General features: G+C 77.3%; 18 protein-coding genes. 11 read left to right on the top strand and 7 right to left on the bottom strand.

What is annotated here, in order from left to right; genetic code table 11:
- Positions 1-101 precede the first annotated feature (101 nt).
- The 4 genes from PH190_RS26640 to mihF all read left to right on the top strand — a co-directional run bounded on the left by PH190_RS26640 (position 102) and on the right by mihF (position 3,183).
- Positions 102-1,013 (top strand): GNAT family N-acetyltransferase, encoded by a 912-nt coding sequence (locus tag PH190_RS26640; RefSeq protein ID WP_274234564.1) that lies wholly within the window; start codon positions 102-104, stop codon positions 1,011-1,013.
- Positions 1,010-1,936: a lysophospholipid acyltransferase family protein gene (locus PH190_RS26635; RefSeq protein WP_274234563.1), complete on the top strand. Its 927-nt coding sequence runs from the start codon at positions 1,010-1,012 to the stop codon at positions 1,934-1,936. Before PH190_RS26640 ends, PH190_RS26635 begins: the two co-directional genes overlap by 4 nt.
- The gene (locus PH190_RS26630; RefSeq protein ID WP_274234562.1) at positions 1,926-2,558 is read left to right on the top strand and encodes a class I SAM-dependent methyltransferase; all 633 of its coding nucleotides are present in this window, start codon (positions 1,926-1,928) and stop codon (positions 2,556-2,558) included. Before PH190_RS26635 ends, PH190_RS26630 begins: the two co-directional genes overlap by 11 nt.
- Before the next feature lie 313 nt (positions 2,559-2,871).
- Entirely contained in the window at positions 2,872-3,183 is a 312-nt protein-coding gene (mihF, locus tag PH190_RS26625) for an integration host factor, actinobacterial type (RefSeq protein ID WP_274203977.1), read from the top strand.
- A gap of 75 nt (positions 3,184-3,258) precedes the next feature.
- Here the strand turns inward: mihF and PH190_RS26620 are convergent, their stop codons facing one another.
- The gene (locus PH190_RS26620; protein ID WP_274234561.1) at positions 3,259-3,975 is read right to left on the bottom strand and encodes a hypothetical protein; all 717 of its coding nucleotides are present in this window, start codon (positions 3,973-3,975) and stop codon (positions 3,259-3,261) included.
- A 584-nt stretch (positions 3,976-4,559) separates the two neighbouring features.
- Between PH190_RS26620 and PH190_RS26615 the strand changes: the two genes are divergently transcribed.
- The 4 genes from PH190_RS26615 to PH190_RS26600 all read left to right on the top strand — a co-directional run bounded on the left by PH190_RS26615 (position 4,560) and on the right by PH190_RS26600 (position 10,504).
- Positions 4,560-5,282 (top strand): pyridoxamine 5'-phosphate oxidase family protein, encoded by a 723-nt coding sequence (locus PH190_RS26615; RefSeq protein ID WP_274234560.1) that lies wholly within the window; start codon positions 4,560-4,562, stop codon positions 5,280-5,282.
- The gene (locus tag PH190_RS26610) at positions 5,279-6,325 is read left to right on the top strand and encodes an MBL fold metallo-hydrolase (RefSeq protein ID WP_274234559.1); all 1,047 of its coding nucleotides are present in this window, start codon (positions 5,279-5,281) and stop codon (positions 6,323-6,325) included. Before PH190_RS26615 ends, PH190_RS26610 begins: the two co-directional genes overlap by 4 nt.
- 96 nt (positions 6,326-6,421) lie before the next feature.
- On the top strand, positions 6,422-8,875 hold the full coding sequence (locus PH190_RS26605; protein ID WP_274234558.1) for a HelD family protein: 2,454 nt from the start codon (positions 6,422-6,424) through the stop codon (positions 8,873-8,875).
- Positions 8,876-9,112: 237 nt separating this feature from the next.
- The gene (locus PH190_RS26600; RefSeq protein WP_274234557.1) at positions 9,113-10,504 is read left to right on the top strand and encodes a serine/threonine-protein kinase; all 1,392 of its coding nucleotides are present in this window, start codon (positions 9,113-9,115) and stop codon (positions 10,502-10,504) included.
- Positions 10,505-10,508: 4 nt separating this feature from the next.
- On the opposite strand, the gene eccB is transcribed toward PH190_RS26600, so the two are convergent.
- Positions 10,509-11,963, bottom strand: a complete 1,455-nt coding sequence (gene eccB, locus PH190_RS26595; RefSeq protein WP_274234556.1) for a type VII secretion protein EccB — start codon at positions 11,961-11,963, stop codon at positions 10,509-10,511.
- A gap of 104 nt (positions 11,964-12,067) precedes the next feature.
- Positions 12,068-12,559 carry a hotdog fold domain-containing protein gene (locus PH190_RS26590; RefSeq protein ID WP_274234555.1) on the bottom strand — a complete coding sequence of 164 codons (492 nt, stop codon included), beginning with the start codon at positions 12,557-12,559 and terminating at the stop codon, positions 12,068-12,070.
- A 146-nt stretch (positions 12,560-12,705) separates the two neighbouring features.
- Here PH190_RS26590 and PH190_RS26585 point away from each other — a divergent pair, with 146 nt between their 5' ends.
- On the top strand, positions 12,706-13,062 hold the full coding sequence (locus PH190_RS26585) for a DUF2795 domain-containing protein (protein WP_274234554.1): 357 nt from the start codon (positions 12,706-12,708) through the stop codon (positions 13,060-13,062).
- A 33-nt stretch (positions 13,063-13,095) separates the two neighbouring features.
- Here the strand turns inward: PH190_RS26585 and PH190_RS26580 are convergent, their stop codons facing one another.
- Complete coding sequence (locus PH190_RS26580; protein ID WP_274202138.1) at positions 13,096-13,350, bottom strand: hypothetical protein; 255 nt, start codon at positions 13,348-13,350, stop codon at positions 13,096-13,098.
- A gap of 108 nt (positions 13,351-13,458) precedes the next feature.
- Here PH190_RS26580 and PH190_RS26575 point away from each other — a divergent pair, with 108 nt between their 5' ends.
- Complete coding sequence (locus PH190_RS26575) at positions 13,459-14,736, top strand: MFS transporter (RefSeq protein WP_274234553.1); 1,278 nt, start codon at positions 13,459-13,461, stop codon at positions 14,734-14,736.
- A gap of 283 nt (positions 14,737-15,019) precedes the next feature.
- Positions 15,020-16,402 carry an LCP family protein gene (locus tag PH190_RS26570; RefSeq protein WP_274234552.1) on the top strand — a complete coding sequence of 461 codons (1,383 nt, stop codon included), beginning with the start codon at positions 15,020-15,022 and terminating at the stop codon, positions 16,400-16,402.
- Between the two features lie 81 nt (positions 16,403-16,483).
- On the opposite strand, the gene PH190_RS26565 is transcribed toward PH190_RS26570, so the two are convergent.
- From PH190_RS26565 to PH190_RS26555, 3 genes are all read right to left on the bottom strand, one after another.
- Positions 16,484-17,908 carry a S1C family serine protease gene (locus PH190_RS26565; RefSeq protein WP_274234551.1) on the bottom strand — a complete coding sequence of 475 codons (1,425 nt, stop codon included), beginning with the start codon at positions 17,906-17,908 and terminating at the stop codon, positions 16,484-16,486.
- 98 nt (positions 17,909-18,006) lie between these two features.
- Positions 18,007-18,534: a dihydrofolate reductase family protein gene (locus PH190_RS26560; protein ID WP_274234550.1), complete on the bottom strand. Its 528-nt coding sequence runs from the start codon at positions 18,532-18,534 to the stop codon at positions 18,007-18,009.
- 8 nt (positions 18,535-18,542) lie between these two features.
- Positions 18,543-19,391: an alpha/beta fold hydrolase gene (locus PH190_RS26555; protein WP_274234549.1), complete on the bottom strand. Its 849-nt coding sequence runs from the start codon at positions 19,389-19,391 to the stop codon at positions 18,543-18,545.
- Positions 19,392-19,525: the final 134 nt, after the last annotated feature.

The following is a 19,525-nucleotide window of genomic DNA, read 5'->3' as shown; positions in this document are numbered from 1 at the left end:
TGCTCACCTGCTCGGAGCGCACATGCGAGTTCACCGGGACCACACTCGACGGTCACGCCGGGGTGGGCCCCCGGGCGATCTCGGACCGTAGACACCGGGCCATGGCCACATCCCAGGTGCTGGCGCGGTCGGTCGGACCCGCTCCCGAGACCCAGGACGAGCGCGCGGCGGAGCCCGCGCCGCCCACCGGGCCCGCCCCGGTCGTCGTCGGGGCGGACACGGCCGGCGACGCCGCGTCCGACGCCGCCGGTCGCTACAGCCTGCTGCTCACGCGCGAGCCCACCCACGTCGCCGCCGCGCAGCGGCTGCGCCACGCGGTGTTCGCCGTCGAGCAGGGGGCCCGTCCCGCCGCCGACGACACGGTCGCGCTGACCGCGGCCGCCGAGGGCCGCGACGCCGACGCCTTCGACGCCCACTGCGACCACCTCGTCGTCCGCGAGGACGCGACCGGCGAGATCGTCGGCACCTACCGGATGCTCACGCCGGACGGGGCCCGCGCGGCCGGCAGCCTCTACTCCGACACCGAGTTCGACCTCACCGCGCTCGCGCCGCTGCGCGACGAGATCGTCGAGGTCGGGCGCTCCTGCGTGCACCCCGCCCACCGCCACGGCGTCGTGCTCTCGCTGGTCTGGGCCGGGATCGGCCGCTACATGGTGCTGACCGGGCACCGGTGGGTCGTCGGGTGCGCGAGCGTGCCGCTCACCCCGGCGGGCGCGATGCCCGGCGGCGTCTGGTCGCTCGTCGCCTCCCAGCACCTCGCCCCGGCCGCACGGCGGGTGCGCCCGTGGCGCGAGGCCCCGATCGCCGACCACGACCCCGAGGCGCCCGGTGCCCGCAGGGCCGCCGTCGCCGGCCTGCCGCCGCTGCTGCGCGGCTACCTGCGCCTCGGCGCCGAGATCGGCGGCGCGCCGGCCCTCGACCCCGACTTCGGCGTCGCCGACCTGTTCGTGCTGCTCGACCACACCGCCATCGACCCGCGGTGGCGCCGCTACCTCTTCGGGGAGGCCGGGTGAACGCCTGGTCACCGACGTCGCCGTGCGGTCCGGGCTGCCTGCCGGTGGTCCCGCCCGGGAGCCGGGCGGCCCGCGTGCGGCGGGCGATCCGCCTGGTCGTGCGGGGCTCGGCGCTCCTCGTGGTGCTGCTCGTGGGCCTCGTCGCGGCGCTCGTGGGGCCGCTGCTCGGTCCGTCGGTGACGGCGGCCGTCCAGCGCGTCTGGGCGGCCGCGGTGCTGTCGGCCTGCGGGGTGCACGTGCGCCACCGGGGGCCGGCGATCCCACCCGTGCCGCCCGGCGCGCTCGTCGTCGCCAACCACGTCTCCTGGCTCGACGTCTTCGCGCTGCACGCCGTGGCCCCCGTGCGGATGCTCGCGAAGACCGAGGTCCGGCAGTGGCCGGTGCTCGGGATCATGGCCGCCCGCGCCGGCACGGTCTTCCTCGACCGCGACCGGCTGCGCGACCTGCCCGGTGCGGTCGCGGGCCTCGCCGACGCCCTGCGGGCCGGCACCCCCGTCGGCGTGTTCGCCGAGGGCACCACCCGCTGCGGACGTGACCTCGGCCCGTTCCGGCCGGCCGCCTTCCAGGCCGCGTACGAGGCCGGCGCCCCGGTCGTGCCGGTGGCGGTGCGCTACGGGCGCCTCACCGGCGACGGCCGCGGCGTCGACGCCACCGCCGCCTTCATCGGCGACGACACCCTCGCCGCGTCCCTGCTCCGCGTGCTGGCCGTCCCGGACGTCGTCGTCGACGTCACCACCTGCGCGATCGTCGACACGACCACCCTGCCCGCCGGCCGCGCCCGCGCCGACGCGCGCCGCGCCCTCGCGCGCGGTTGCGCCGACGCCGTCGCCGCGGTGCTGCCGCCCGACCCCCTCGGGCACCCGGCGGCCCGGCGCGCGCCGACCCCGCTCCCCACGACCCCGGAGCTCGAGCATGTCGCCTGAGGACACCCCCGCGCCCCGCGAGGCGTCGCTCGCCGACCGCGCGGTGTTCGCCGCGCAGTTCGTCCGCGCCCCCGTCGCGACGGCGTCGGTGTGGCCGAGCAGCACCGCCCTCGCCCGCGGCATGGCCGACGCGGCGCTGCGCACCGCGCCCGCCGACCCGGTGGTCGTCGAGCTCGGGGCCGGCAGCGGGGCGTTCACCGGCCTGCTCACCCAGCGCCTCGCCGGGCGGGGTCGCCAGCTCGCCGTCGAGATCAACCCGGTGCTCGCGCACCGTCTCGCCGAGCGCTTCGGCGGCGTCGAGGTCGTGCCCGCGGACGTCGCCGAGCTGGGCGCGCTCCTGGCGCTGCGGGACATCCGGGGCGCGCACGCCGTGGTCAGCGGCCTGGGGTGGTCGGCGACGCGGCCGGGCCGGGAGGACTCCCTGCTGCCCGTCGTCGCCCGCGCCCTGACCGACGACGGGGTGTTCGTGCAGTTCGCGTACTGCGCCACCGCGTGGGCGGCCCCGGCACGGGCGCTGCGCGAGGAGCTCGGCGACTGCTTCGCGGACGTCGAGACGTCGCCGGTGGTGTGGCGGAACCTGCCGCCGGCGATCGTGTACCGGGCGTCACGTCCCCGTCGCTGAGCGCAGCCCCCTCGCCCGGTGGGGGACCGGGCGATCACGCGCGGGAAGGGGGAGGCGCGGGTGGGTGATCGCGCGCCCGCCGCGCGGTCACCGGTGGCGGTCGCTCGCTGATCCGCCCAGGTCAGGGGCGGGGTGCTCGGCGAGCTGGTGTACCGTCCCGCAACCATCGGCCCGGGCGTCCGGATCGCGGCAGCCGTCGCGGCGTGGCGTGCGGTGTCGACCGACCGTCCGTGTGACCGTCTGTGCGACCGGTCCGACCGACGTCGCGGTCCTGCCGCGACGACCCCGCACCACAGAGAGGGGAGACACCGCGATGGCCCTCCCGACCCTGACCCCCGAGCAGCGCGAGGCCGCCCAGGCCAAGTCGCGTGAGGCTCGCCAGGCCCGCTCGGCCCTCCTGGCCGGCATCAAGAGCGGCGACGAGACGATCCCCGCGGTCCTCGACCGCGGCAAGAGCGACCCGATCGCCGGCAAGACCAAGGTGTCGCAGCTCGTCCGGGCCCTGCCCGGCTACGGCCCCGCCAAGGCGGCCGCCGTGCTCGAGCAGGCCGGCATCCCCGAGGACCGGCGCGTCGCCGGCCTCGGCTCGCGCCAGCGCGAGGCGCTGGTCAGCGCACTCGGCTGATCGCGAGCAGACCGCGAACGACGACGGGGCGGTCGGGAGTCCTCGGACTCCCGACCGCCCCGTCGTCCGTGCGGCTCAGTAGCCGCCGAGGTCGAGGACCGCGTCGGCGGGCGGCTCGGCGGGCTCGGCGGGCTCGTCGGCCGGCACGGCGGCGTTCGCGGCCGCGCTGGCCACCTCGGGCGCGAGGTCGACCGAGGCCGGCGTGGGGTCGGCCGCGAGCACGGCGCTCCCGCCGATCACGGCGACGCCGCCGCCCGCCAGCGCGCCGACCAGGGCGAGGGCCCCGGCGGTGCGGGTCGGCAGGGCCGTGCGTCGACCGGGGTCGCGCGCCACCGCGGGCAGCGGGTGCGACGGCGTGACGGGCGCGAGCGCGCTCGGGACGGCGGCCGGGTACGCCGGACGCGGCGTGCCGCCCGTGACGGGGCCGGCGGTGCGGCCCGCCGGGTCGTCGGCGGTCGTGCGCGGGACGGCGGTCGCCCCAGTGGCGGGCGAGGTCCCGGTGGCCGGCAGCCCGGCCTGACGGGCGCCGGCGGCCGCGAGCGCGATGGCCGCGAGGTCGAGCGCGGCGGTGTCGGGCTCGTCGGGGCCCCGGCGCCGGGCGCGGGGGAGCGGCCCGGAGGGGTGGGGCTCGGCCCGGCGCCGGGCGCGGGGGAGCGGCCCGGACGGGTGGGGCTCGGCCCGGCGCCCGGAGCGGGGGAGCGGCCCGGACGGGTGCGGCTCGGCCGCGTGCAGCGTGGGGTCGGTCGGGGGAGGCGTCGCCGCTCGGGCGGGCGCCGCACGGTGTCGGGACATGCGGGGTCTCCGGCGCGCCGCCGCTGCGACCCGGCGCGAGGGGGAGCGAGCCGGGTGCCGTCACCGGTGGGGAGTCCGATGTCGGCTGTCGGCCTGTCACCGCTGGATTCGGGGGCCGCGCCCGCCGGACAGGCCCGGGCGGGACGAGCGCGGGTCCGGAGCCAGCTGCCACGGGTCTCCGGACGCCCACCACGGTAGGAGGCGGGGGAAGGCCCCGTCACCCGGTGCAGCGGTCACGGGACCCTCGGTGCCCGTCACGTCGCGCCTGTTCAGGCCCGTGAGCGAGGGTCACGGTCCCACCGCGCCCCGGTCTCGGCCTGATCACGAAGTGACACAGATCACAAGGAAGTGCGGCTGTTCGGCGCAGAACGGGTCGCAGCGGCACGGACGACGACTGCGCCGGGCGAGCGTCGGGTCACGGAGCGACTCGACAGCGACCGGACGAACATGTTCCATCGAGCACGTCCCCCGAACGGAGCGGCTCCGCGGGCGGGGTGGTCCCTCCTTCCTCACGGGTCCCACCAGCCCCGCCCGGTGCGCCGCCGCGACCACGGCGGTCCCCAGCGGATCGCGGAGAGGCGTCGATGAGCGACCGGGTCACCCCCCAGCCCGATCAGCCCGACCCCCACCCCGAGCGCCCGGGCTCCGCCGGTGAGCACGTCCTGCAGGACGCGCTCGGCACGTCGGACCGCGCCGAGCGGTTCCACGCCGACCAGATGTGCGACCGGCTCGTCCCGGCCATGCAGGAGTTCGTGGCGCGCATGTCGATGGCGTTCGTGGCGACGTCGGACGCGCACGGCGAGTGCGACTCCACGCTGCGCGCGGGACCGCCCGGGTTCCTGCGGGTGCTCGACGACCGGCACCTGGCCTGGCCGGAGTACCGCGGCAACGGCGTCATGGCGAGCCTGGGCAACATCACCGAGAACCCGCACGTGGGGTTGCTCATGGTCGACTTCACCGACGAGCTCATCGGGCTGCACGTCAACGGCTCGGCGCGCCTCGTCGACGACGTGCTCCTGCGCAGCGCGCACCCCGACCTGCCCGAGGAGTCGGTGCCGGGCCGGAAGGCGGACGTGTGGGTCGAGGTCACCGTCGAGGAGGCCTACATCCACTGCCGCAAGCACATCCCGCGGATGGTCCCGGTGGACCGCAAGCGCTCCTGGGGCACCGACGACGCGCGCCGCAAGGGCGGTGACCACTTCGGTGTCGCGGGCGCGCGCCGTGCCGAGGCCCGGGCGGCCCGCGAGGGCGTCAGCGACCCCCACGCGGCGGCGGGTGCCGGGGCAGGGGCATCCTCCGGGGAGTGATCTCCGACCGGCACGCCTGGACCAGGCCCGAGCTCGAGACCGTCGCGCCCGGCGTCCATCGCCTGCCGTTGCCGCTGCCCAGCGACGCGCTGCGCGCCGTCAACGTCTACGCGCTGACCCCCGACGGGGGCGCCGACGACCTCACGCTCGTCGACGGCGGCTGGGCCATCGACGCCTCCCGCGACGTGCTGCGCCGCCTGCTGGGCGAGCTCGGCGCCGAGCCGGGCGACGTGCGGCGCTTCCTCGTGACCCACGTGCACCGCGACCACTACAGCCAGGCGATCGCGCTGCGCCGGGCCCACGGCGGCCGGGTGGCGCTCGGGGCGGGCGAGGCCGAGTCGCTGCGGGAGGTCCGGGGCCGCGACACGGGGATGCAGGCCCAGGTCGCGGGCCTGCAGCGGGCGGGCGCCGCCGACCTCGCCGACACCGTCCTGGCCTGGCTCGCCGACGCCGAGGCGCCGCCGGTGGAGGACTTCGCCGACCCGGACGAGTGGCTCGTCGACGGCCAGGAGCTGCTCGCCGGCGGACGCTCGCTGGTCGCCCGCGAAACGCCGGGCCACACCCGCGGGCACCTGGTGTACGTCGACGGGACCGTCGCCGACGGCCCGATGCTGTTCGCCGGCGACCACGTCCTGCCCCACATCACGCCCTCGATCGGCTTCGAGCCGGCGGCGAAACCGGGCGCGCTCATCCGGTACCTGGCGTCGCTCGCGGCCCTGCGCGCCGAACCCGACCGCCTGCTGCTGCCCGCCCACGGGCCGGTCGCGCCGAGCGTGCACGCGCGGGTCGACGAGCTGCTGCTCCACCACGACCGGCGCCTCGACGAGATCGCCGCGGCCGTGGAGAAGGGGATGACGACGGCCGCCGAGATCGCCGTGGCCCTGCGCTGGACCCGCCGTGAGCTGCGGCTCGACGAGCTGGAGACCTTCAATCGCATGCTCGCGGTGCTCGAGACCGACGCCCACCTCGAGGTGCTCGTCGCCCAGGAGCGGATCACGCGGGCCGCCGACGACGACGGGGTGGCGCGCAACCACCCCGTCTGAGGTGGGCCACTCGGCGGCGCGACGTCGGGGGGCGGCGCTACCGTGAATGGTCGTCCCGGCACACCGACGCCGGACCGTCCGCTGGAGAAGGCCCGCGTGACCCGTACGTCCCCGTCCGCCGCCGACACCGCGCGCGGCGACCCGCCGGATCCCGGCGCCGACCCCGTCGCCACCGAGCAGCCCTACGTCACGATGCTCTACGGCAAGCTCGACGAGCGGCGCGCCGAGACGGCCGCCCTGCTCGCCCGCGTGCTGCGCGAGGAGACCACCGGCACGCCCCAGGCGGTGTCCGAGCGTGACGCCGCCGCGCAGATGTACTCCGAGCAGCTCGCGACGCTGTCGGCCGTCGAGCAGGGCCTGTGCTTCGGGCGCCTCGACCTCGATCCCGACCGGCCGCCGCCCCCGCCCGTGGACGGCGACCCGGGCCCGATCGAGGGGCTCGACCAGGACGTCCTCTACGTCGGGCGCCTCGGGCTGCTCGACGACGCGCACGACTACGAGCCGCTGCTCGTCGACTGGCGCGCCCCGGCGGCCCGGCCGTACTACACCGCGACCGCCGCGTCGCCGGACGGCGTGACCCGCCGCCGCCACATCCGCTCGCGCAGCCGGCGCGTCACGGCCGTGGACGACGAGATCCTCGACCTCGACGAAGCAGCAGCGGCCGCCGCGTCACGCGCCACCCAGCGGACGGGGCTGACCGGCGAGGCGGTGCTGCTCGCGGCCCTCTCGGCGGGGCGCACGGGACGCATGGGCGACATCGTCGCGACCATCCAGGGCGAGCAGGACCGGGTCATCCGCTCCAGCGCCAACGGCGTCGTCGTCGTCGAGGGCGGGCCGGGGACGGGCAAGACGGCGGTCGCGCTGCACCGCGCGGCGTACCTGCTCTACACGCACCGCCGTCAGCTGGCCCGCCGCGGCGTGCTCGTCGTCGGGCCCAACCCGACGTTCCTGCGCTACATCGAGCAGGTCCTGCCCTCGCTGGGCGAGACGAGCGTGCTGCTCTCGACGGTCGGCGAGCTCTACCCGGGCCTCGCCGCGCACCGTCCCGAGGCGCCGGCCGCGGCGGCGCTCAAGGGCCGCACGGACATGAGCAAGGTGCTGTCGAACGCGGTGCGCGACCGCCAGGAGCTGCCCCGCCAGCCGATCCGGCTCGTGGTGGACGGCGAGCCGGTGGTCGTCGACCGCGACGTCGTCGCCCAGGCCCGCACCCGCGCCCGGCGCACCCGTCGCCCGCACAACGACGCCAAGCGGACCTTCGTGCGCGAGGTGGTCGACCAGCTCGCCCGCCGCGAGGTCGAGCGGGTGGGTCGCGATCTCGACGGGCGCTCGAACCTCCTCGACCGCGGCGACCTCGCCGACGTGCGGGCCGGCCTGCGCGCCGACCCCGACCTGCGCGCGGTGCTCGACGAGCTGTGGCCGACGCTGACGCCCCCGCAGCTGCTCGCCGACCTGTTCACCTCCCCGCGCCGCCTGCGCGCCGTGACGCGCGGCTGGTCCGACGCCGACCGCGACCTGCTCGCCCGCGCCGGTGCGCCGCCCGCCGACCTGCTCGACGGCGCCTGGTGGAGCCCCGCGGACGCGGTGCTGCTCGACGAGGTCGCCGAGCTGCTCGGCGAGGACGACACCGCCGCCCGCGAGGCGGAGGAGCGCAAGCGCGAGGCCGACGAGGCCTACGCCGCGGGCGTGCTCGAGATCCTGGCGATGGAGGAGGACTGGGACCCCGAGCTGCTGCGCCCCACCGACGTCGTCGACGCCAGCGTGCTCGCCGACCGCACCCGCGAGGCGACCTACGCCTCGGCGGCCGAGCGCGCCGCCGACGACCGCACCTGGACGTTCGGGCACGTCATCGTCGACGAGGCCCAGGAGCTCTCGCCGATGGCCTGGCGGGTGCTCATGCGCCGCTGTCCCAGCCGCTCGATGACGCTGGTCGGCGACGTCGCGCAGACCGGGGCGCGCGGCGGGGCGTCGTCGTGGGCCGAGGTGCTCTCGCCGTACGTCGCGGCCCGCTGGCGCCGCGAGGTGCTCACGGTCAACTACCGGACACCCGCGGAGATCATGGCCGTCGCGGCCGACGTGCTCGCCGCGATCGACCCGGGCGCGCGCCCGCCGGAGTCGGTCCGCGAGTCGGGGCTGGCGCCGCGGGCCGTCCCCACCGACGAGGCCGGGCTGGTCGACGCCGCCGTGGCCCAGGCGCGGGAGGCCCGCGCGGCCGTCGTCGACGCCGAGGGCGCCGGCCGCGTCGCGGTGCTCGCCCCGGGGGCCCGGGTCGACGCGCTGGCCGCGGCCCTCGGGGTCGCGGCGGGACCGACCGGCGCCGCGGACGGCGATCCGGCCGTGGACCTCGGCGCCCAGATCGTGGTCTCCGAGGTCGCCGACGCCAAGGGCCTCGAGTTCGACGCCGTCGTCCTCGTCGACCCCGCGGGCGTGATCGAGGCCTCTCCGCGCGGCCTCAACGACCTCTACGTCGCCCTGACGCGCGCGACGCGCTCGCTGGCCGTCGTGCACCCCGGTGACCTGCCGTCCGTGCTGGAGCGGCTCGGGTCCGCGTGACGTCTCCCTCGATCGGGTAACGCCGGCACGCTCCGCACCGAACCACCGGTCGGAGGCCGTGCGCCTCCGGGTGGTGTCCCGGTGGTCGCGGCCCCGCCCGGGTGCGGTGGCACGATCGCCGCGCCCACCGGGGGCAACCCGCCGTTCGGGCGACGCGCCGCCCGGGACGTCACGCAGACGAGGGACCCGGTCGTACGGGATGATCGGGGCGAGCGCGCACCGGGAGGGGGGCGGGCAGTGAGCACCGACACCGGTCCGCCCGCGATGGTCGGCGGGCGCTACACGCTCGGCGACCTCATCGGGCGTGGCGGTGCCGCCGACGTGTTCCGGGCCCGCGACGAGCTCCTCGGCCGCGACGTGGCCATCAAGATGTTCAACGCGGCGGGCTCCGTCGCCGCCGCCGACGCCGAGCCGGGCGATCCCGCCGACCCCGCGGAGAAGATCGGCGACATCGAGGAGGGCCAGGAGGCCCGCCACCGCCGCGAGGTGCTCACGCTCGCCGGCCTGTCGCACCCGGGACTCGTCACCGTCTACGACGTCGGCGACGAGGACGGGCGCGCGTACTTCGTCATGCAGCTCATCGAGGGCGACACCCTCGCGCAGCGCGTGCGCAGCGGCCCGCTGCCGGTCGTCGACGTCGTCGCGCTCGGGGCGGCGCTGGCCGACGCCCTGGCCTACGTGCACCGCCGCGGCGTCGTGCACCGCGACGTCAAGCCCGGCAACGTGCTGCTCGACAGCGAGGGCCGCGCGCACCTCTCGGACTTCGGGATCGCCGCGGTGCACGACGCCGCGCCGGTCACCGCGGCCGGCATGGTCATCGGCACCGCCTCGTACCTCAGCCCCGAGCAGGTGCGCGGCGAGCCGATCGACGGCGCGGTCGACATCTACGCGCTGGGCCTGGTGCTCATCGAGTGCCTCACCGGGCGCCGCGAGTACCCGGGCAACGCCCTCGAGGCGGCCGTGGCGCGCCTGCACCGCCGCCCGGTCGTCCCGCAGGGCCTCTCGCCGGGCCTCGAGGCGCTGCTCACGGCGATGACCGCCGACGAGCCGGGCGACCGTCCCACCGCCGAGGAGGTCGTCGCCGCCCTGCGCGGGGTGTCCCGCGAGGTCGGCATGGAGGCCGAGACCGTGCTCTCGCCGGTGCTGATGACGGCACCGACGAGCCTCGTCGCCGGCTCCGGGCCGATCGCGGTCGGGCCCGCGGCCGAGGCGCGCGTCGCGGAGCCCGAGCCCACCGGGGCGTCGCCGCTGGCCCGGCCCGGGGGTCGCCGTCGCCGGCTGGCCGCCGTCGTGGCCGCGGCCGCCGCGACGCTGCTCATCGCCGGGTCCGCCGTCGCGTACGCCGTGCTGTCGGAGGAGAAGCCGCTGCCGCCGCCGGCCCCGTCGGCGACCCTCGCGCCGCCCCCGCCGCCGCTGCCGGTCGCGCCCCAGGTCACGACCACCCAGGACGAGACCGAGGCGGCCACCGCCCCGCGGACCCGGCGCTCGACGACGACCACCCGGCGCACCACCACGACGACCACCACCACGACCACGACGACGGTCCGCCCGCCGGTGGTCGTCCCGCCGCCGGTCGACCCGCCGGACGACGACGAGACCACGACGACGACCACGACGCCGCCCCAGTAGGACCTCAGCCGCCCGCGGGCAGCGGGGTCAGCGCGTCGGGCACCGACAGCACCGGGCCGGCGGGCAGCAGGTCCACCACCGCCCCGGGCGCGGCCGGGAACGCCTCGCCCAGGCCCAGCGCCGTCGCCGTCTGCGGGTCGGGCACCACCGACGCCGTGCCGGACCCCGAGATCACCGTGGGGCTGCCGGGGGCGTCGTCGCGCCCGACCGGCACGGCGCGGACGACGACCCCGCCGCCGGGCACCGCGACGGCGTCCACCCGGTCGCCCGAGCCGTCGGCCTGGGCGAGCACGGCCGGCGGCGTGGCGCTCGCCGGCGGGTCGACGCCGACGGTGAGCACGACGGGGCCGCCGCCCTGCGCGCTCGCGCAGGTGGTGGGCGCCTCGGCCATCGGCACCGCGCGGGGCACGGGGTCGGGGTAGGCGGCGACGGCGATCCCGCGGGCGGTGGCGAGCGGGCGCAGCTGGCCCGGCGAGACGATCGGGACCGGGGCGCCGGCGCGCGCGGGGTCGGGGTCGGACAGGCGCACGAGGCGCGCCACGACCTCGGGGACCTCCTGCACGCCCTCGCGCTGCACCACGTACCAGCGGTCCGGGGTGCCCGGGCCCACGAGCCGCACGACACCGCCCACCGGCTCGCCGACCAGCAGCCCCGCCGGGGGCACCTCCCCCCGTCCGGCGATCACCGGCGCGACGATCGGCGGGCCCTCGGTGAGCGTGTTGAGCAGGCTCGTGCTCACCGGCCGGGGGAGCTGTCCGGCGAGGTCGAAGGCGACGACGACCGCGGGGTCGCGCAGGTCCAGCCGCGAGCGCACGCCGTCGTGGACGAGCCAGGTGCCGTCGAAACGGTCGCGCAGCAGGAGCCCGCGCCCGGGCTCGAGGGGGCCGGCGGGCGGCGCGGGCCCGGCGAGCACCGTCGTCCACACCCGCGGCTGCTCCCACGGACGGGCGGCGCCGGGCTGCGGGCTGCCGGTGTCGCACACCGACCACAGGGGCGGCACCGGCGCGCCCGCGGGCGGCAGCGGCGGCGCGTCGACGATGCCCACGCCGCGCTCGCGGGGCGCGGTCGCGAGGTCGGCCTCGGACACCTCGACCGGGGTGGGATCGCCCGCCGGGCCCCCGGCCGCGGCCAGCCCGGCGAGCACGAGGCGTGCCGAGGCGAGGTTGGGCACGGGGACCAGCCGGTCGGGCTCGTGCACGACGACGTAGAGCGCGCCCGACCCCTCGGCCACCACGATGCCGGCGGTGCGCCAGTCGGCCGGGCGGTCGAGCAGCCCCCACACCGCGGCCACCGCGAGCGCCAGCGCCGCGACCAGCACGCCCGCGAGCGTCGCCCGGTTCTGGGAGCGCAGCGGGTCGGTGCCCGGCACGGCCTGGCGCCGGACCAGCGCGGACTGCAGCCGGCGCAGCCCGAAGCGGTACGCGTGGACCTGGTCGGAGGTCGTGGTCGGCGGAGGCATGTCGCCGCGGATCGTGGCACGTCGGGGTGGCAGCGAACGCGCTGTTCGCTGCTTCTAGGGCGACGAACAGCGCGTTCGCTGCTCCTCGGTGGGCCCGCGGACGGTCAGGCGGTGGCGGGCACGCGCGCCGGGCGCGGGGAGATCCGCAGCGTGATCGTCGCGTGGACGACCTCCTGCCCGCGCCCGTCGGTGATCACGACCTCGGCGTCGACGTCCTCGCCCTCGTCGCCGAACGCCGGCGCCGCGGCGAAGGTGGCGACGGCCAGCAGGTCGGTGTCGGCCTTCGCGAGGTACTGCACGCTCATCCCGCGCGGGATCCAGCGGTGGGTCGACGGCGTCGTCGCCTCGGCCATCACGCCCATGGCGTACTCGGCGAGGTTGCAGGACGCGATGGCGTGCACCGTCCCGAGGTGGTTGTGCACGAGCCACCAGTTGCGCAGGGACACCTCGGCGCGCCCCGGCTCGAGGCGGCGGATCACCGGCGCGGCGGTGAGGAAGTACGGCGCGCGCAGCCACACGGCCGCGCTGACCAGCAGGCGACCCGGCCACGACCCGGAGAAGCGGCGCCACGTCCCCAGCACGCTCGGAGTACTCACGCGCCGCAGGTTACCGGGCAGTAGGGGCGGCTGGCGACGGGACGTTCCCCCACGATCATGGACGCAGGGGTGACGCCCCGGATTGACGAACGGTCGTTCGGGGCATCCTGCCGCGCGCGACCAGGCGCCCCTGCTCGGAGGTCCCCATGACCACACGCCCCGCCGCCCCGTCCGCGCCCCCCGAGGTCGCGGGTCTCGCCGAGCGGCTCGCCGCGGTCCTCGGCGACCTCGCGTTCCCCGCGCTGCGCTGGGAGATCCTCACCGCCGGCGAGATCTACGGCGTCGACACCGTCTCGCGCGGCCTGCTCCAGCGCCTGCCCGAGCGCCGCTACCACTCGCTCGGCGAGGTCGTCGCCGTGCTCGCGGCCGTCCTCGCCGGTCGCCCCGTCGCGGCGGTCGGCCAGGCCGGCCCCCCGCGCACCCCGCGCGTCGCGCCCCGGCGCGTCCCGGCGGCGGCCCGGCCGGCGGCGCGGCGCCCGGTGCCGAGGATGCCGGTCGCCTGACCCGGTCACCGCGGCGAGCGGGTGCGCCGTGGCCTACCCCTGTTCCTCGAGGTCGAACGCGTCGTCCCCGACCCAGACCCGCAGCCCGTCACCGTCGTCGGTGATCGCGCCCTCCTCCTCCTCGGAGAGCTCGCGCGCGGCGCCGAGCGAGCGCTCGTCGTAGGCGACGCGGCCGTCGCCGAGATCGCGCGGCCGGTACTCCGAGGCGAGGACCGCCGTGCGGCTGCGCGTCGCCAGGAACGCCGCGTTCTCCGGCCCGACCTCGGCGATCCAGCGCTGCGCCCGCACGTCGCCAGGGTCTACTCGGTCTCGCGGGCCGAGGCAACGGAAACCGCTGGACCTCCACCCCGGTCGAGGCCCTAGCGTGCGTCCGGCCGTGGGAGGGAGTCGATCGCGATGCGCGCGCTGCGTCCGCTGCGTCGGTCGGCCTACCGTCGCCTGGCCACCGCGCTCGCGCTCTCGGTGCTCGCCGAGGGGCTCTGGACGCTCGCGGTCGTCTGGCAGGTGATCGAGCTCGGGGGCGGGCCCGCGGAGCTCTCGATCGTGTCCGGGGCGCTCGCGCTGGGCGTCGTCGTCACCGCCCTGCTCGGCGGCGTGCTCGCCGACCGCGTCCCGCAGAAGCGGATCCTCGTCGGCGTGATGGCGGTGCTCGCCGCGTCGATCGGGCTGGTCGCGGGCCTGTCGGCGCTGGGTGCGCTGTCGGTGCCGCTACTCGTCGTCGTGGGCGGGGTGATCGGCCTGTCGATGGGGATGTTCTTCCCCGCCTACTCCGCGCTGGTGCCGGCGATGGTCGACGCCGACGAGCTGCTCGCCGTCAACGGGCTCGAGGGCGTGGTGCGCCCGGTGCTCCTGCAGGGCCTGGGCCCGGCGCTGGCCGGCGCGCTGGTCGCCGCCTACTCGCCCGCGGCGGCCCTCGCCGCGACGGCCGTCGCGTGCCTCGCCGGGCTGGTCGCCGCGCTGTCGCTGCCCCGTCGCGCGCTGCGCCGCGACCTCGGGACCAGCGGCGGCGCCGGCGCGGTCGTCCGCGACCTCGTCGAGGGCTTCCGCTACATGGTCGGGACGCGGTGGCTGCTCGTGACGCTGGTGTTCGCGTCGCTGATGATCCTCGTGGTGCTCGGGCCGCTCGAGGTCCTCGTCCCGTTCGCGATCATCGAGCGCGCCGACGGCGGACCCGGCGGCCACTCGCTCGTGCTGCTCGCGCACGGCGCCGGCGGGGCGATCGCGTCGATCCTCGTCGCCTCGCTGCGCCTCCCGCGTCGCTACCTGACGGTGATGATCGTGATGTGGTCGGCGGCCTGCGTGCCGATGGTCGTGTTCGGTCTGGCGACGACGCTGTGGCCGATGGTGCTCGCCGGCTTCGTGGTGGGCGGGCTGTTCAGCGCCCCGCAGGTGATCTGGGGGACGCTGCTGCAGCGCCGGGTCCCGCCCGCTCTGCTCGGGCGCGTGACGAGCCTCGACTTCTTCGTCTCGCTCGCCTTCATGCCCGTGTCGATGGCGCTCGCGGGGCCGGTGAGCGAGGTCGTCGGCCTGACGCCGGTGTTCCTCGCCGCGGGCCTGGTGCCCCTCGCGATCGGGGCCGTGGCCCTCGTGCTCGGGCGCCTGGGCCCGGACGAGATCGCCCACCCCCTCGACGTCGCCGACCCCGGAGCGGCGGCGACGCCGAGTGCGGCGTGAGGGCTCCGCGCCTCGCCCGTCCGCGCCTTACCCGTCCACGGTTACTGGCTCGTATCGCTCGCCTGGCGAGCGATACGAGCCAGTAACCGTCGTGCGGGCCGCGGGGACCGGGACCGCCACCACCTGGCCCCGCCCCTGAGGTGACCGTTCCCCGGGCTCTCGCCGACCAGATGTGACCGGCAGGCGTCGGCCCGGTCTCGGCCTGGTCACGGACGGGTGTTCCGTTCTGAGATGCCCTGCACTGGGACGTGACGAGGGACGCGGGAGCGGGAACGCTGAGCAGGTGATCGGTCCCGATCGGCGTCGGTGGCGCCTGCGCTGGTTCGCGCGCCTCGTCGTGACGGTCCTGTCGGTGAGCGTGCTGTGCCTCTCCGCGGCGGGGTGGGCGCAGCTGCAGGCGCTGGATCGATCCACGCCCGGCGCGGCCGTCATCGACGCCGCGGAGCCCTCGTCGACCGGGGAGCAGAACATCCTCCTCGTCGGCCTCGACAACCGCACCGACGCGCAGGGCAACCAGCTCCCCGAGGACGTCCTCGCGGCGCTCAACGCCGGCGACGGCGAGTCCGGCGGCGGCACGGCCGACTCCCTGACCGTCGTCCACGTCCCCGCCGGCGGCGGGCGGGCGACCGCGATCTCGATCCCGCGCGACGCCTACGTCGACCTCGGGCAGGGCCTCGGACGCCACAAGATCAATTCCGCGTGGTCGCGGGCCGCCGCGCAGGCGACCGACGCGATCACCGGTCGCGGGCCCACCGGCAGCACGAGCCTGTTCGCCGCCGAGGCCACCGCGCCCCCGGCCCCGAACGACCCCGCCGTGGTGCGCGCCGCCTCCGCCGCCGGCGCGCGGGCCACGATCGGCGCCGTCCAGCAGCTGACCGGCCTGCCGATCGCGCACTTCGCCGCGGTCAACCTCGCCGGCTTCGCCGACGTCAGCACCGCGATCGGCGGCGTGCCGGTGTGCCTGCGGGCTCCCGCGCAGGACTCCTACACGGGGCTCGCGCTGCCCGCCGGGCCGCAGCGGGTCAGCGGCTCGCAGGCGCTCGCGTTCGTGCGCCAGCGCCACGGGCTGCCGAACGGCGACCTCGACCGGATCGCGCGCCAGCAGGTGTTCCTCGCCGGTGCGACCGAGACGGTGCTCTCGGCCAACACCCTCGCCGACCCGTTCGCGGTCAGCCGCATCACCGGCGCCGTCTCCCGGTCGGTGACCCTCGACGCCGGCTGGGACGTGCTCGACTTCGCGCGCCGGATGCAGGGGCTGTCGGCGGGGGCGGTCACGTTCCGCACGATCCCGACCGGCTCGACGGAGCTCAGCACGCCCTACGACGGGACGGCGGTACAGGTCGACCCCGACGAGGTGCGCCTGTTCGTCGGCACCGCGATCGCCGCCGACGCCGGCAACCCCGCGGCGCTCGCGGCGCTGTCCCCGCCGCCCCCGGGCGGCGCCACCGACGCCTCGGTGAGCTCGGGGCTCGATCGCCTCCGGGTCGCGAGCGACGAGGACGACGCGAGCTCGGAGGACAACGCGAGCTCGGAGGACGACGCGAGCAGCGAGGACTCGTCGGAGGACGAGAGGAGCGAGGACGGGGAGCGCGCGGGCACTCCGTCCGGGCCCCCGGTCTCCCCGACCCCGCCGATCACCGCGGCCGCGCCCGGCTGCGTCAACTGAGGCCCACCGCGAGACGAGCGAACGACGCCGTCGCTGCCCGGAAGCAGCGAGAGCGCCGTTCGTTCGTTGCCGGGCGCCGGCTCAGCCCGCGCGCTCGGAGCCCAGGGTCACGGGCACGGGGCGGGGCTGGCCGCCGGGCGAGGTGACGGTCAGCGTGACCTGCGCGCCCGGCTCCTGCGACCGGATGGCCGCCACGAGGCTGTCGGCGTCGGGGATGACGCGGTCGTTCACCCGGGTCACGACGTCGCCCTGCTGCAGGCCGGCGGCCGCCGCGGGCCCGCCCGGCGCGACCTGCCCGAGCACCGCCCCGTCGGCACCCTCGGTGACGCCGACGCCGAGGACGGCGCGGGTCGCGTAGCCCTGGTTGATCAGCTCGGTGCCGATGCGCTGGGCCTGGTCGATGGGGATGGCGAAGCCGAGGCCGATCGAGCCGGACTGCCCGCCCTGCCCGCCCTGCGACTGGCCGAGCGAGGCGATCGCCGAGGTGATCCCGATGACGCGGCCCTGCATGTCGACGAGCGCGCCGCCGGAGTTGCCGGGGTTGATCGCGGCGTCGGTCTGGATCGCGTCGAGCACGGTGGCCTGGCCGCTCTGCGCGCCGCCGGTGGCGACGGGGCGCTGGAGCGCGCTGACGATGCCGGTGGTCACCGTGCCGGACAGGCCCAGCGGCGACCCGACGGCGACGACCTCCTGGCCGACCCGCAGCTGCGACGAGTCACCGATCGTCGCCGGTGTCAGGCCCGAGACGCCCTGGGCGCGCACGACGGCGAGGTCGGCGCCGGTGTCGGTCCCGACGACCTGCACCGGTGCGCGGTTGCCGTCCTGGAACACCGCGGTCAGCCCCTGGGCCGTGCCCGGCTCCGGGGCGGGCTGGGCGCCCCCGAGCGGGGACTCCTGCTGCGCGGCCTGTCCGGCCTCGAGCACGTGGGCGTTGGTGAGGATCAGGCCGTCGGCGGAGATGACGACGCCGGAGCCCTCGCCCGACGGGCCCTCGAGCTGGACGACGCTGGGCAGGACGGTGTCGGCGACCTGCTCGACCGACCCGGGCGCGGCGGCGGGCGCCTGGTCCGTCGAGCCGGAGCTGCTGGGCGCCGACGAGAGCACCGACGTGCCCCCACCGGCGGTCGAGGCGGCCTCGTAGCCCACGGCCCCGCCGACCCCGCCCGCGACGAGCACCGCGGCGAGGGCGCCGGCGACCAGGGCGACCGACGGGCGGCGGCGCGGACCGGACGGGCCGGGCGGCGGGCCCGCGGGACCGGGCGTCGGTGGCGGGGTGCCGGGCGGGCCGCCGGGAACGTCGTGCCGGGTCCAGGGCGCGCCGGGGCCGGGGGTGGAGCCGGGCGCGTGGCCGCCGGCCGGGAGCCCGGAGCCGTACGGCGCGGTGGGGTAGCCGCCGGGTCGCTCCCCGGCGGGACCACCCGGCAGCGTCCCGGTGCCGGGCCCGCCCGCGGGACGTGCCGTCGGGTCCGTGGCGGGGGTGGGGGAGGAGGGGCTCGTGTCGCTCACGCGGACCAGGGTGTGCCCGCCGACTGTGGCCCTCCTGCGGCTCACCTGCGCGGATGCTGAGAGTCGGCCCTGGGTTTGCGCGGAACGGGACGAACGGGTCAGCGCACCACGCGGTACCAGTGCTCGGTCTCGCCGGGCAGGCGCTCGAGCCGCACCCGGGTGCCGCCCGCCTGCCGGAACATCGGGGTGCCGTCACCGAGGAGCACCGGCGCGAAGAACATCAGCACCTCGTCGAGCAACCCGGCCGCGAGGCACTGCGCGGCGACGTCGGCGCCCAGCACGTTGACGTCGCGGTCGCCCGCGAGCGCCTTCGCGCGCTCGACGGCGGTGGCGAGGTCGGTGGCGAACTCGACGCCCGCCGGCCGCTCGTCGGGCGGGCGGTGGGTGAGCACGACGACCGGGCCGTCGTAGGCGCCCTCGAACGCCCCCTCCTTCTCGGTGCCGCGGTGGGGGTCGTCGCCGCCGAAGGTCACGCGGCCGACGAGGATCGCGCCGGTGCGGGCGAGCACCCGCTCGGCGGCCTCGTTCTCGCCACCGAGGTGCTCGGTCAGCCAGGACATGTCGCCGCCGGGTCCGGCGATGAAGCCGTCGAGCGACGCGGTCGCGGAGTAGATGAGCTCGGGCACCGTGCTCCTCAGTGGTGTACGTGCAGGTCGAGCAGGGCGTCGACGAAACGGTCCCACGTCGGCTCGGGCGGCACCTGGTGTCCCATGCCCGGGATCTCGAGCAGGCGGGCGCCGGGGATCGCCGCGGCGAGGGCGCGGCCGTGCTCGACCGGGAAGAGCGGGTCGGCGTCGCCGTGGACGACCAGGGTCGGCAGGCCGGCGAGTGCGGCGAGGTCGGTCGGTCCCGACGATCCGCCCGCGACGAGGAAGTGGTTGCCGGCGGCCGCGACGTCCCGGCTGCGGGCGACGACCCGCTCCGCGATCGCCCGGACCCGCACCTCGTCGAAGGCGTCCGGCCCCGCGTAGGGGCGCTCGGCCTCGACGAGCGCGGTGACCGCCGCGGCGGGGTCCGACCCGTCCGGGCCCGGGCCCTCGTCGGCGAACACCGCCTGGATCGCCGGCGTCGGTCCGGGCAGGTCGCCGACGGACGGGTCGACGGCCGTGGTGGCGACGAGGGTGAGCGCGGCGACGCGGTCGCGGTGGGTGAGCGCGAGCTCCTGGGCGATGCCGCCACCCATCGAGAGGCCGGTGACGTGTGCGCGCTCGACCGCGAGGGCGTCGAGGACCGCGAGGGCGTCGGTGGTCAGGTCCGGGCCGGTGTAGCCGGGCGAGCCCGCGGGCCAGGTCGTCGACTGCCCGGTGTCGCGCGGGTCGTAGCGCACGACGCGCAGCCCGCGGGCCACGAGGCGGGCGCACAGGTCGTCGTCCCACCAGTCCATCGACCAGCCCCCGCCGCCGATCAGCAGCAGCACCGGCGCGTCGGGGTCCCCGAGCGTCTCGACGCACAGCTGCACGCCCTCGTCCACGTCGACCAGCACGGCGGGCTCCCTTCCGGTTGCGTTCCGCTATCAGTAGCGAAGCCGACCTCGCTAGTGGTTGTCAAGTGCAACCGGTCGTCCGCGTGGGGCTCACAGGCCCGGCACAGGTCGGGCACACGACGCGTCCACGGACG

Source organism: Actinomycetospora straminea, assembly GCF_028737255.1.
Taxonomy (GTDB): Bacteria; Actinomycetota; Actinomycetes; order Mycobacteriales; family Pseudonocardiaceae; genus Actinomycetospora; species Actinomycetospora straminea.
This window is presented reverse-complemented; position numbering and strand designations above follow the sequence as displayed.